This is a genomic window from Streptomyces sp. NPDC050548 (assembly GCF_044457385.1).
Lineage (GTDB): Bacteria > Actinomycetota > Actinomycetes > Streptomycetales > Streptomycetaceae > Streptomyces.
The window spans coordinates 61632-74780 of the sequence record NZ_JBITGV010000025.1 but is presented as its reverse complement, the minus strand read 5'-3'; the positions used below and the strand labels follow the sequence as shown (position 1 = coordinate 74780).

The following is a 13149-nucleotide window of genomic DNA, read 5'->3' as shown; positions in this document are numbered from 1 at the left end:
TCAACACCCTTGACATCCCTGGCCACTTGACTCCCTACTGTTGCTTGCGCGGCAAAGCTGACAACGTTGTCTCATGTGGCGGGAGGATGCCTTCGTATGCATCACAGATGGTGGGGTTCGGCGGCCGTCTCGGTGGCCGCCGTCGCTCTGGTGGCGGGGTCTCAAGGGGCGGCCGTCGCGCTGCCCGTCAAGGCACCCGCTCCGGCCGGGGAGTTCGCCTCCTCCTTCGAGGCGGGCGATCCGGCGCCGGACTGGCTCAACACCGTGGACACCGCGCCGGACGGCTCCAAGCGGGCCTCCGGCGTCGACGGCGGATACACCAGCGGTATCCCCGGCAATGTCGACGACCATGTCACGGACCTGCGGGCCAGCGGCGAGAACACCGGTGCGGGCGAGGTGAAGGAGAACCTCGTCGACGCCGAGTCCGGCACCAAGTGGCTCACCTTCGCACCCACGGGCTGGGTCGAGTTCGATCTCGACAAACCACTCAAAATCGTGACGTACGCGCTCACTTCGGCCAACGACCACGACGAGCGCGACCCGCAGGACTGGACCCTCCAGGGGTCCACCGACGGCAAGGACTGGAAGACCGTCGACACCCGCTCCGGCGAGGCGTTCTCCGCCCGGTTCCAGACCAAGTCGTACGACCTCGCCGAGCCCGCCGAGTACCAGCACTTCCGGCTGGACGTGAGCAAGAACAACGGCGGCGACATCCTGCAGCTCGCCGACGTCCAGTTCTCCACCGGTGGCTCCACCGCCCCCATCCCCGAGGACATGCTCTCGCTGGTCGACCACGGCCCCAGCGGCTCCCCCACGGCCAAAGCGGCCGCCGGCTTCACCGGGACGCGCGCACTGCGCTACGCGGGCCGTCATACGGCGACGGGGCGGGCGTACTCGTACAACAAGGTCTTCGACGTGAACGTGGCCGTCGGCCCGGACACCGAGCTGTCGTACAAGATCTTCCCGCAGATGGCCGACGGCGACCTCGACTACGACGCCACGAACGTCTCCGTCGACCTCGCCTTCACCGACGGCACCTACCTCAGCGGCCTCGGCGCGAGCGACTCGCACGGCTTCGCGCTCACCCCGCAGGGGCAGGGCGCCGCCAAGATCCTCTACGTCAACCAGTGGAACAACGTCCTCTCGCGGATCGGTTCGGTCGCGGCCGGCAAGACCGTCGACCGGATCCTGCTGGCCTACGACTCCCCCAGCGGGCCGGCGAAGTTCCGTGGCTGGCTCGACGACGTGAGCATCAAGTCGGTCGCGCCCGAGAAGCCGAAGGCGCATCTCTCCGACTACGCGCTCACCACCCGCGGCACCAACTCCAGCGGCAGCTTCTCGCGCGGCAACAACTTCCCCGCCACCGCGCTGCCGCACGGCTTCAACTTCTGGACCCCGGTGACGAATTCGTCGTCGCTGAGCTGGCTCTACGACTACGCACGAGCGAACAACGACGCCAATCTGCCGACGCTCCAGGCGCTCAGCCTGAGCCATGAGCCCAGCCCCTGGATGGGCGACCGGCAGACCTTCCAGGTGATGCCGTCGGCGGCCTCGGGAACGCCCAACACCGACCCGAACGCACGGGAGTTGGCCTTCAAGCACGAGAACGAGACCGCGCGCCCGTACTACTACGGCGTCACGTTCGAGAACGGTCTCAAGGCCGAGATGGCCCCGACCGACCACGCGGCCTCACTGCGCTTCACCTACCCCGGCGACGACGCGAGCGTCATCTTCGACAACGTCACCGAGCAGGCCGGCCTGACCCTCGACAAGACCGACGGGACCGTCACCGGCTACTCGGACGTCAAGTCCGGGCTGTCCACGGGCGCCACCCGCCTCTTCGTGTACGGCGTGTTCGACGCGCCCGTGACGGACGGCTCCTCCACCGGCGTCAAGGGCTATCTGCGGTTCAAGGCGGGCGCCGACCACACGGTCACCCTGCGCCTGGCCACCTCGCTGATCAGCGTCGACCAGGCGAAGGCCAACCTGAGCCAGGAGATCCCGGACGGCACCTCCTTCGACACGGTCAAGGACCAGGCCCAGCAGGTGTGGGACAAGCTGCTCGGCAAGGTCGAGGTCGAGGGCGCGACCCCCGACCAGCTCACCACGCTCTACTCCAGCATGTACCGGCTCTACCTGTACCCCAACTCCGGCTTCGAGAAGGTCGGTTCGACCTACCAGTACGCCTCGCCGTTCTCTCCGATGCCGAGCCAGGACACCCCGACGCACACCGGCGCGAAGATCGTCGACGGCAAGGTGTACGTCAACAACGGCTTCTGGGACACCTATCGGACCACCTGGCCGGCGTACTCGCTCCTGACGCCCGGTCAGGCGGGTGAGATGGTCGACGGGTTCGTGCAGCAGTACAAGGACGGCGGCTGGACCTCGCGCTGGTCCTCCCCCGGCTACGCGGACCTGATGACCGGCACCTCCTCGGACGTCGCGTTCGCGGACGCGTACATCAAGGGCGTGCAGTTCGACGCCAAGTCGGCCTACGACGCGGCCGTGAAGAACGCCACCGTCGTCCCGCCCTCCTCGGGCGTCGGCCGCAAGGGCATGACCACCTCGCCCTTCCTCGGCTACACGAGCACGGACACCAACGAGGGCTTCTCCTGGGCCATGGAGGGCTACAACAACGACTACGGCATCGCGCAGATGGGCCTGGCCCTCTACAAGAAGACCGGCGAAAAGCGCTACAAGGAGGAGTCCGAGTACTTCCTCAACCGCGCCCAGGACTACGTGAACCTCTTCGACAAGCAGGCCGGGTTCTTCCAGGGCAAGGACGCCAAGGGCAACTGGCGCGTGGCGTCGGCGAGTTACGACCCGAAGATCTGGGGTTACGACTACACGGAGACCGACGGCTGGGGCTACGCCTTCACCGCCCCGCAGGACAGCCGCGGCCTCGCCAACCTCTACGGCGGCCAGAAGGCCCTCGGCGACAAGCTCGACGAGTACTTCGCCACCCCGGAGAAGGCCTCGTCCGCCACCGTCGGCTCCTACGGCGGCGTCATCCACGAGATGACGGAGGCCCGCGACGTCCGCATGGGCCAGTACGGCCACTCCAACCAGGTCGCCCACCACGTCACGTACATGTACGACGCGGCCGGCGAGCCCTGGAAGGCGCAGAAGGACGTGCGTGAGGTGCTGTCCCGGCTCTACACCGGCAGCGAGATCGGACAGGGCTACCACGGTGACGAGGACAACGGCGAGCAGTCGGCCTGGTACCTCTTCTCCGCGCTCGGCTTCTACCCGCTGGTGATGGGCAGCGGCGAATACACCATCGGCTCCCCGCTGTTCACCAAGGCGACCGTCCACCTGGAGAACGGCAAGGACCTGGTCGTCAAGGCGCCGAAGAACAGCACGAAGAACGTCTACGTCCAGAGTCTGACGGTCAACGGCAAGCCCTGGACGTCGACTTCGCTCCCGCACTCGCTGCTGGAGAAGGGCGGAGTGCTGGACTTCTCCATGGGCTCCAAGCCCTCGACGTGGGGCAGCGGCAAGGACGCGGCGCCGGTGTCGATCACCAAGAACGACAAGGTGCCCACCCCCCGCAGCGACCAACTCGCCGCCACCGGCGCCCTGTTCGACAACACGTCGGCCACGGCCGCCACGGTGACCTCGGTGGACCTGCCGGTCGCCAAGGCCACCAAGGGCATCCAGTACACGCTGACGTCGTCGACGGACCGCACGGCGGCACCGACCGGCTGGACCCTTCAGGGCTCGACCGACGGCACCAAGTGGAAGACGCTCGACAAGCGCTCCGGCGAGTCCTTCACCTGGGACAAGCAGACGCGGGCGTTCTCGGTCAAGTCACCTGGTTCGTACGCCCATTACCGCCTCGTCCTGGACAGCTCCTCGACACTCGCGGAGGTGGAGCTGCTGGCCTGAGGCACGGTCACGGCACGGGGAGGCGGGGCAGCAGTCGGCGCAACGCCTCCGCGTGCTGGTGAACCCGTCTGAGCACACCCCTTCTGGTCGACGCGAAGACGGGAACGTCCTGGGCCGGGCCGCACGCGGCGGCCTTGTACAGGTCGTCCAGCCAAGCGCCTTTCCCCCTGGTGCCGTCCGGCGCCAGGGGGATCAGTCGTGTCAGGACCTCGGATTCGGCGCCGCCCAGGAACCAGACGCGCACCATCAGGTCGGCGCGCAGATAGCGCAGGCCGCCGTCTATGTCCTCCGGCGGCGCGAAGCCCTCGCCCTCGACCAGGAAAGCGAAGGCCGAACGCCCTTCGGCCCGGAACTCCTCGGGCAGCTGCGGCCGTTTACCCATCTGCGGATGCTCGCACGCACCGATGTGCCCCCGCCACCGGAACGGGCGAGGGCACACATGGTGGACGTCAGTTCACCGCAAGGGTGAACACATGGAGATCCGGGTCGTCCGGAAGTGTCACGCTCTTGATGGTCTTGCCCGTGGGTGCCGCGAAGGGCCTGGTGGCGAACACATAGGTGACGACCGGGTCCTTGTCCGCACCCGCGACATTGCGGTACGCCGTCCTGGCGACGATCTCGTTGCCGTACTGCACGGTTCCGCCGCCCCCGCCGATCGTCCAGTCCGTGAAGGAGAGGTCGACGACGTCGGTGCTGCCGTCGGTGTAGGTGACGGTCGCCTTCGTCTGCTGATTGCCGTTGACCGCGCTGCCGACGAACGACAAGTTGGCCGCGGGCTGCGGGAGTTGGAGGGTCTGTCCGGCCGCCGAGACGTTGTCCGGACGTCCGTTCGGCGAGTTCGGCCAGGTGAAGCCGAGCCCGTCCACCGTGCCGGTGCCGCCCGGGGTCAGACCGGCCGCCGCGAGCGCCTGGAGGGAGTAGCTCCAGCCGCCGCCGTCGTAGTCCGCCTCGTCGTGCTCGCCGTTGTCGTCGGAGACGCCGGTGTTGTTGTAGGCGGCGAGCAGGGTGCCGGGCGCGGCGACCGTGAGGGACACCGGCTGCTCGTACGACGTGTCGCCCGAGGTGACGGTGACCTTCACGTCGTAGAAGCCCTGCTTGACGTCCGTGGCGGCCGTGAGGGTGATGTCCTGGGAGCCGTCGACGACCGTGCCCTGGGCAGGAGTTGCCGTGACTCCGGCGGGCGTCTCGACGCTGTAGCGGACCTCGGGTCCGGTGCCGCCGCTCAGCGCCAGGGCCTTGATGTTGACCTTGGTGGTGTCGCCGGGCGCGAGCGTCGCGGCGGTCGGGCCGACGCCGATCTGGTACGGCTGTTCACCGGTGCGGAAGGACGGCGGGGCGTCGGCGGGGTCGCTGCCCCAGGTGCGGTTGGGGGTGGTGGCGAGGGTGTAGTCGAGCGTGCCGCCATTCCTGACGATCGAAGAGGAGAGCCAAGGCCGGTCGCTGCTACGGCCGTTGACCTTCAGGGACTGGATGTACGGGGCGTCGGTCGCCGCGCCCTGCGCGTGGATGGAGATGTCGTTGCCGTGCGGGCGCTTGATCTCGATGCGCTCGAACAGCGGTGAGGCGAGGGTGAGTTCGGCGCGGGAGGGGACCTGGGGGTACATGCCGAGCGCGGAGAAGACGTACCAGGACGACATCTCGCCGAGGTCGTCGTTGCCCGGGATGCCGGCCGGGTCGGTCGTCCAGAGCTGCTTCATGGCCGCCCTGACCGTCTCCTGGGTCTTGTAGGGCGCCCCCGCGTAGTCGTAGAGGTAGGGGACGTTGACGGACGGCTCGTTGTCCAGCTCGGACTTGTCGCCGCCGCTGCCCGTGAAGGCCCAACTTCCGTCCGCCTCATGGAAGAAGGAGTCGAGGCGGGCGAGGGCCTTGTCGGTGCCGCCCATCGCCGCGAAGAGGCCCGCGGGGTTGTGCTGGACCATCCAGGTGTACTGGGCGGCCGTGCCCTCCACGAAGCCGTTGCCGGTGCCCGGGGTGAAGCCGGTGACCCAACTGCCGTCCGCCTTGCGGTTGGCGATGTAGCCGCCGGTGGGGTCGGCGGCGATGTTGAAGTTGTTCTGCCACCACTGGGCGCGCTTGGCGAAGTCGGCCGCCGTGCTCTTCTTCCCTGCCGCCGTGGCGAGTTGGGAGAGCGAGAAGTCCGCCGTGGACATCTCCAGCGTCTCGGCGGCGCCGCCCCAGGCATTGGACACGGACGGCATGTAGTGCAGGTTCAAGTACTTGTCAAGGGACGGGCGTTGGCCGACGGACAGTACCGGCTTGCCGGACGAGGACAGGTCCTGGGCGGTCGGTACGGTCGCCGCCTGGACGAGGGAGGCGAGGGCTCCCTTGAGGTCGAAGTCCGTGCCGCCGAAGGCGCGGATGCCGGCCAGGGCGGTGGGCGAGGGATCGCCGTTCATGACGTGGGTGCCGCTCGCGCCGTGCAGCCAGCGGTCCCAGACTCCCCCGTTCTGCTGGGCGAGTTCGTAGAGGGACTGGGCGATGTCCGAGCCGGTGCGCGGGCTGAGCAGGGTGAGCAGTTGGACCTGCGACCGGTAGATGTCCCAGCCGGAGAAGGTGCCGTACTGGGCTTGATGCCCCCGGCCGACCTTGTGCACTTTGCCGTCGCTGCCGGTGTATCTGCGGTCGGCGTCGCTGATGACGTTGGGGTGCAGGAGGGAGTGGTAGAGCGCGGTGTAGAAGGTGGTGCGCTCGGCGTCGGTGCCGCCGCCGACCTTGATCGCGCCGAGCTGGTCGCGCCAGGCGCGGTGCGCCGCGTCCTCGACCGCGTCGAAGGTGCGCTTCGGCGGGTTCTCCGCGGCGAGGTTGGCCTCGGCGCCGGCCTGACTGACGTACGAGATACCGACCTTGACGCCGACCGGGCCGCTGCCGGGCTCGAACTCCACGTAGCCGCCGGCGCCCTTGCCCGCGACGGGACGGCCGCCGTTGGTGAAGCCGCCCGTGCCGCCGGTCGCGGAGGTCGACCCGGGGGTGAGCTTGTCGTCCTGCCAGGTGCCGGTGGTCTTGAAGTCGCGGTCGAAGGTGGCGGTGAAGTACAGGGTGTAGTAGGCGCGTTGGCCCTCGGGGTCGAGGTAGCCGCAGAAGTTGCCGGAGGTGACCGAGCCGGAGACGGTACGGGTCGCCGGGTCGATGGTGACCGACGAATTCGTCGACCCCACCTCGGAGTTGGCGGTGCGGATCAGGAGTGAGGCGGGCTTGTCTGCGGGGTAGGTGAAGCGGCCGGAGCCGGTGCGGGCGGTCGCGGTGAGGTCGGCGGTGACTCCGGAGGCGAGGCCGACCTTGTAGTGGCCGGGTTCGGCGGTCTCGGCGGTGTGGCTGAAGTCGGAGGCGTAGACGGCGTCCTTGGTGTCGCTCGCGGGCGAGGAGGTGACCTCACCGGCGTACGGGAAGAACGGGATGTCGCCGCTGCCGCCCGCGCAGCCCGTGCCGGACATGTGGGTCAGGCTGAAGCCGCGGATGCGGGTGGCGTCGTACTGGTAGCCGCCTGGCGCGGCCGTGCTCGTCGCGCTGCCTCTGGTGTTCTCCGGGCTCCAGGAGAGCATGCCGAAGGGCACGACGGCGCCCGGGAAGACATTGCCGCCGTTCTTGGTGCCGATCAGTGGATCGACGTAGGCGCTGGGGTCCTTGACGAGTTGCGGTGGGGCGGCGGTGGCCGCCAGGGCGGGGGTGGCGCCGCCGACCGCGAGTGCGGCGGCGAGCAGTAGAGACATGGGACGGAAACGCATGACGCGGCCCCTCCTCCTTCGGACGGGTCGCGCACCACAGGTCGCACAAGCCGCAGGGACAGTAACGTGCGCCACCCGTACCACGGAAGAGCGCGTGGGCCGGCGGGGGCGCGCACGGCATCCACTCGGACGGCGTCCGCAGGCCAACTGGCTTGACATCGTTGTCCGTTGGCGCGGTAGAGTCGTATGCAGACCATTTGACAACGTTGTCGCATCGCAGTGTCGCCCCAAGCCACGCACCACCCGGGTGGGCTCACCCCCATCGTCCATCCGGCTCGCGGACCCGGTGGCCCCCGACCACCGGGTCCGCCCCGAGCCAGAGTTCAACCGACCTGGGTTCAACCGACCTGGCAGGGAAGGGCAGTTGCCGGGTCACCTCCGTCGCCGTTCACGACGTAGCCGAAGGTGGTGCTCTGCCCCGGACTCAGCGAGCCGTTCCAGTCGGCGTTGTGGACCATCACGCTCTGGCCGGTGTAGGTCGCGTTGCCGTTCCAGAGGCTGGCGACCGACTGCCCGCCGGGGAGCGTCCAGTTGACCATCCAGCCGAGCATCGGGACGTCGCCGGAGTTGGTGACGGTCACCTCGGACTGGTAGCCGCCGGGCCAACTGCCCGTCGTACGGCGGCTTGCCGAACAGACCCCGGGTACCGGGTCGGTGGGGTTGCCCGGGTCGTGAATACCCGTCACTTCGCCGTTGCCGCCGTCGAATACGACGTCCGAGCAGGAGTAGAAGGTCTCGGTGCTGTCCGAGCGCTGCCACACCATGTAGATGACGTGCCGCCCCGACTTGTTCGCCGGAAGCTGCCCGGTCCAGGAGTAGTTGGCCTCGACCGTGCCCGGGGTGCCGTTGAGCGGCGGGTGGTCGACCGTGAGGAACGGGGTGGCCTCCATGTCGTCCCAGGTGAGTGCCTTCGTCGGGTCGAAGCCGTCCTTGGTGACGTAGACGTAGAACCAACCCGGGTGCGCCGCCCAGGCGTTGTACGAGAAGTCGACCGTCGCGCCCGAGGTGAGATGCGTGAGGGGCCAGTCGTCGCGCGGGAGGTTGAAGCCGGTGAAGTTGGGGTTGCCGCCGCTGCACAGTTGACCGTCCGGCACGAAGCCGCGGGTGCGGCCGGCGCCGTCGGAGCGCAGCACGGAGAACCAGTTGTAGAACGGCGTTGTGCCGCTGACCTGTTGGGCCGCCTTGCAGGCCGGGTTGATCGGTTTGATCTCGCCGGTGGTGGTCAGCGCGTCCTGCCAGCAGAGGAAGGTGCGGCTGGCGGGTTTCATGGGGGTGCCGTGGGCCTGCGCGGTGCCGCCGGTGGCGAGGATCAGGGCCAGGGCGGGGACGGTGGTGAGCAGGGCCAACAGGACGAGGAACAGGGCTCGTCGAGGGGTGGGGCGCGGTAATCGTGGGTCGGTTCTCTTGATTGTCATAGCCATGACAGATCTACCTTCGCTCGGCGGTCGTGCGGAACGTGCGGAGGTGAAGGCGTGGGGTGGGGCGACCCGGCCGCACCCGGCGGGTTCCGGACCGCCGGGCGGATGGGAGCGCTCCCACCCCACTAACCGTGAAGTTAGCGCGGACCGGCGAGGCTGTAAACGGCGGGCGGGGTTTCAAGTGGCGCTCGGGGACGGCCGGTTCGGGAGCCGGGCTTGCCCCTGACCCACGGGTCAAGGCTTAGCGTCCGGGCATGACTGCGACTCACCGTCTCGTACGCCTGGTCCGCCGCCGCGCCGGACTGCCGACCACGGACGACTTCACCCTCGCGCGGGTCCCCCTCCCCCGTCCCGAGGCCGGCCAGGTACTCGTCCGCAACACCCACTTCCTGGTCTTCCCCGGCCTGCGCACCCTCATCGGAGGCGAGACCCGCGATGTCCCGCTGCCGCCACTGCACCCCGGCGACACCCTGTTCGGCCCCGCGATCGGCGAAGTGGTCGAAGGGCCGCTGGCCAAGGGGCAGTTGGTGCTGCACCTTCAGGGCTGGCGGGAGTACGCGACACCGGCCGCCGCCGAGTGCAGGCCACTTGAGGACACGCTGCCCGACCCGGTCGCCCACCTCGCCCAGGGCTCCGCGGCGTACGGCGCGCTGACCCGGTTCACCCAAGTCCACGCGGGCGACACCGTGTTCGTGACCGGCGCCGCCGGTGCCGTGGGCAGCCTGGCGGGCCAGATCGCCCGGCTGCTGGGTGCCGCCCGGGTGATCGGCAGCACCGGCTCACCGGACAAGGCGCGGAGACTGCGCGGGGAACTCGGCTACGACGCCACCGTGCTGCGCGGAGCGGGACCGATCGACGGACAGCTCGCCGAGGCGGCGCCGGACGGCATCGACGTCGTCCTGGACACCGTGGGCGGCGAACAGTTGACAGCCGCCGTCCGGGCAGCGAACCGGGGCGCCCGGTTCGCCCTGGTGGGCGCGCTGGACGGTCAGCTGTCACCGGACCGGGCGGGCGGGAGCGCGCCGGCCGTGCTCGACACCTACCGGCTGCTGACCCGGGGCATCACGATCGCCGGCTACAACGGCGCCGACCACCCGGAGGTCGAGGCGGAGTGGGAGGCCCGCTTCGGGGACTGGCTACGGACGGGCCGCATCCACTTCCCCCGCACCCCGCTCCGTGGAATCGAGCGTGCCCCGGGGGCGTTGCCCCAACTGATCGCGGGCCGTTCCTTCGGCGCGGCCGTCGTGGAGCTGTAGGACGGGGAGCCGTATGCGCATCGGCGAGGCAGCGGCGGCAGCCGGCACCACACCGCGCGCCCTGCGCCTGTACGAGGCCCGCGGCCTGCTCCGGCCCCCGCCACGCACTCCGTCCGGTCAACGGGAGTACGGCCCCGCCGAGTTGGCCCGCGTCCGAGTGATCCGTGACCTGCTCGCGCTGGGTCTCACCCTGGAGGACCTCCACCGCCGGGCCCACCGCCTGGACCTCCTCGTCCAGGCCCCGCCCCCGTCCTGCGGCAACCCTCCGGGCGAGTTCAGCGATGTCGTGGCCGATCGCCTCGCGGCCCTGGACACGGAGATCGCCCGCCTCACACGCCTACGGCGGAGCCTCGCCGCAGCCGCGGGTGAACCATCGGACATCGCTCACGTCGACGGAGACACCGGGCGGGACGGACCGGACTCTTCTCCCTCTTTCGCCACAGTCGCCCCACAGACTTGACCCAGTTTTGGCCAAGCGCGCTATGTGGTGACTGGCGTTCGGTCATGTTCACTTGTCGCGTTCACGGGGTTGGTTCTTGACGTTTTCTGAGTCATGTGGGCGTTGCGATGGAGGAACAGCTCATGAGAAGACAGATCCGCGGTGCGCTGGCCGCGTTGACCGGAGCGCTGCTGCTCACCATGGGAGTCACCGCGACGGGCGGGCAGTCCGCGCGGGCCGATGACAACGCTGTCGGCAACGCTGTCGGGGCCAAACCCGCGCTGGGGTGGAGCAGTTGGAGCTTCGTCCGGCGCGATCCGACCGCACAGACCATCGAGGCACAGGCGAAGGCGCTGAAGACCAGCGGCCTGGCGAAAAACGGGTTCGTCTACGCCAACGTCGACGACTTCTGGTACCAGTGCCCGGGCAGCCAGGGGCCGGACGTCGACCAGTACGGCCGCTGGGTGACCGACCCCGTCAAGTTCCCGCCCAAGGGCGGTGAGAACGGCATCCAGGTCGTGGCCGACTACGTCCACTCCCTGGGGCTGAAGTTCGGGCTGTACGTCACGCCCGGCATCTCCCAGCAGGCGGTCGCCAAGAACACCGCGATCGAGGGAACGCCGTACCACGCACGGGACATCGCGACCACGACGACGGAGAGCAACTACAACTGCGGCGGCATGGTGGGCATCGACTACACCAAGCCCGGCGCGCAGACGTTCATCGACTCCTGGGCCGGGCAGTTCGCCGGCTGGGGCATCGACTATCTCAAGATCGACGGCGTCGGCACCTGGGACCAACAGGACGTCCAGGCCTGGTCGGACGCCCTGCACCACACCGGCCGGCCCATCCACCTGGAGCTGTCGAACAACCTCGACATCAACAACGCGGCCACCTGGAAGAAACTCTCCAACGGCTGGCGCACCGGCGGCGACATCGAGTGCTACTGCGGTCCGGACGGCAGCAGTTACCCCCTGACCACCTGGGCCTCGGTCGCCTCGCGCTTCGACCAGGTCGCGGCCTGGGCGCCGTACGGCGGACCCGGCGGGTACAACGACTACGACTCCCTGGAGATCGGGAACGGGGCGAACAACGGGCTCACCCCCGACGAGCGCCGGACGCAGATGAGTCTGTGGTCGCTCGCCGCCTCGCCGCTCTTCCTCGGCACCGATCTCACCCATCTCGACCCCGCCGACCTCGCGTTGCTGAAGAACGCCGATGTCCTCGCGGTCGACCAGGACGGCATCGACGCCAAGCGGATCTCCTCGGACGCGAATGCGCAGGTGTTCGCGAAGACCGAGCCCAACGGCGATGCGGTGGTCGGTCTGTTCAACACCGGGTCGGCGCCCCGGGAGGTGGCCACGACCGCGTCCGCGCTGGGGCTGGCCAAGGCGCGCGACTACTCCCTGCGGGATCTGTGGAGCAAGCGACTGACCGAGTCCGCGGGCCGGATCGCCGCCAATGTGCCGGCGCACGGCGTGGTCCTGTACCGGGTGCACGGCAGCCGGCACGTGGTGAGCGGCGCGGCTCCGGATGTCTCGTTCGGGCTCAACTGGGCGCCCGCGTCGAGCGACAGCACCACGCGTACGGTGACGGCGGTCCTGTCCGACAACGGGTCGCGGCCGATCACCGACGCCGCCCTGGCCCTCACCGGACCGGCCGGCACGAAGATCACCACGCACTCGGCGACCCGGGCCAAGACGATCCGCGGCGGGCAGGCGCTGAAGGTCACCTACTCCGTCTCCATCCCGTCCTCGGCGAAGCTCTTCGACTCCAGCGACTTCAAGGGGAGCGCCACTTACCGCTTCAAGTCGGCGGGGCAGACCCGGCTGGCCGCCGGTGACACGATCACCGTCAACCACCAAGTGACCGCCCCCTACAAGACGTTCGCCTCCACCACGGCGAGCTTCAGCCAGTCCGGGACCCAACTCGGCATCCGGGCCCAGGGCGCGGACCTCTACAACGGCACCAACGAATACGGCACGGTCTATCTGCCGGGTGCCGAGCACGACGGTTCGGTGACGACCGTGAAGCTCAACTCCCAGTCGGACACCGATGTTTGGGCCAAGGCCGGAATCATGGTCCGCAACGACATCACACAGCCCGACACCTCCCCCGGCTATCTGGCCCTCGTCGCGACCCCGGGCAACGGCTATCTGCTCGACTGGGACAGCGACGGCGACGGAAAGCTGGACTCGCAGGACTCCACCGGCACCGCCGTCTATCCGTCGTGGCTGAAGCTGGTCCGCAACGGCACGACCTACAGCGGCTATTACTCCACCGACGACGTCACCTGGAACCTGGTCGGCACCATCGACGTCCCGACCGCCGCGGCCACCCAGGACGTCGGCCTGACCCAGACCTCGCACGCCTCGGGCACCACGGGCGAGGCCGACTTCGACTCGTTCACGACCACTCCGTAGCAG

Annotated in this window: 7 protein-coding genes; 4 read left to right on the top strand and 3 right to left on the bottom strand. The window is 69.0% G+C overall.

The window, feature by feature from the left end; genetic code table 11:
• Window positions 1–96: 96 nt before the first annotated feature.
• Entirely contained in the window at window positions 97–3888 is a 3792-nt protein-coding gene (locus ACIBJH_RS43030; RefSeq protein WP_399122412.1) for a GH92 family glycosyl hydrolase, read from the top strand.
• Window positions 3889–3895: 7 nt separating this feature from the next.
• Here the strand turns inward: ACIBJH_RS43030 and ACIBJH_RS43025 are convergent, their stop codons facing one another.
• The 3 genes from ACIBJH_RS43025 to ACIBJH_RS43015 all read right to left on the bottom strand — a co-directional run bounded on the left by ACIBJH_RS43025 (window position 3896) and on the right by ACIBJH_RS43015 (window position 9031).
• Window positions 3896–4270, bottom strand: coding sequence for a hypothetical protein (locus ACIBJH_RS43025; RefSeq protein ID WP_399122411.1), 375 nt, complete (start codon window positions 4268–4270; stop codon window positions 3896–3898).
• 67 nt (window positions 4271–4337) lie between these two features.
• Window positions 4338–7610 carry a GH92 family glycosyl hydrolase gene (locus tag ACIBJH_RS43020; RefSeq protein WP_399122410.1) on the bottom strand — a complete coding sequence of 1091 codons (3273 nt, stop codon included), beginning with the start codon at window positions 7608–7610 and terminating at the stop codon, window positions 4338–4340.
• A gap of 338 nt (window positions 7611–7948) precedes the next feature.
• Window positions 7949–9031, bottom strand: coding sequence for a lytic polysaccharide monooxygenase (locus tag ACIBJH_RS43015; protein WP_399122408.1), 1083 nt, complete (start codon window positions 9029–9031; stop codon window positions 7949–7951).
• A gap of 251 nt (window positions 9032–9282) precedes the next feature.
• Between ACIBJH_RS43015 and ACIBJH_RS43010 the strand changes: the two genes are divergently transcribed.
• The 3 genes from ACIBJH_RS43010 (at window position 9283) to ACIBJH_RS43000 (ending at window position 13146) form a co-directional block, all read left to right on the top strand.
• Complete coding sequence (locus ACIBJH_RS43010) at window positions 9283–10284, top strand: MDR family NADP-dependent oxidoreductase (protein WP_399122407.1); 1002 nt, start codon at window positions 9283–9285, stop codon at window positions 10282–10284.
• A gap of 13 nt (window positions 10285–10297) precedes the next feature.
• Window positions 10298–10744 carry a MerR family transcriptional regulator gene (locus ACIBJH_RS43005; RefSeq protein WP_399122406.1) on the top strand — a complete coding sequence of 149 codons (447 nt, stop codon included), beginning with the start codon at window positions 10298–10300 and terminating at the stop codon, window positions 10742–10744.
• A 122-nt stretch (window positions 10745–10866) separates the two neighbouring features.
• Window positions 10867–13146, top strand: coding sequence for an NEW3 domain-containing protein (locus ACIBJH_RS43000; RefSeq protein WP_399122405.1), 2280 nt, complete (start codon window positions 10867–10869; stop codon window positions 13144–13146).
• Window positions 13147–13149: the final 3 nt, after the last annotated feature.

Excerpts from the sequence above, each read along its gene's own strand:
- ACIBJH_RS43030 (WP_399122412.1), top strand. The coding sequence starts at position 97 with ATGCATCACAGATGGTGGGGTTCGGCGGCCGTCTCGGTGGCCGCCGTC.
- ACIBJH_RS43025 (WP_399122411.1), bottom strand. The coding sequence starts at position 4,270 with ATGGGTAAACGGCCGCAGCTGCCCGAGGAGTTCCGGGCCGAAGGGCGT.
- ACIBJH_RS43020 (WP_399122410.1), bottom strand. The coding sequence starts at position 7,610 with ATGCGTTTCCGTCCCATGTCTCTACTGCTCGCCGCCGCACTCGCGGTC.
- ACIBJH_RS43015 (WP_399122408.1), bottom strand. The coding sequence starts at position 9,031 with ATGGCTATGACAATCAAGAGAACCGACCCACGATTACCGCGCCCCACC.
- ACIBJH_RS43010 (WP_399122407.1), top strand. The coding sequence starts at position 9,283 with ATGACTGCGACTCACCGTCTCGTACGCCTGGTCCGCCGCCGCGCCGGA.
- ACIBJH_RS43005 (WP_399122406.1), top strand. The coding sequence starts at position 10,298 with ATGCGCATCGGCGAGGCAGCGGCGGCAGCCGGCACCACACCGCGCGCC.
- ACIBJH_RS43000 (WP_399122405.1), top strand. The coding sequence starts at position 10,867 with ATGAGAAGACAGATCCGCGGTGCGCTGGCCGCGTTGACCGGAGCGCTG.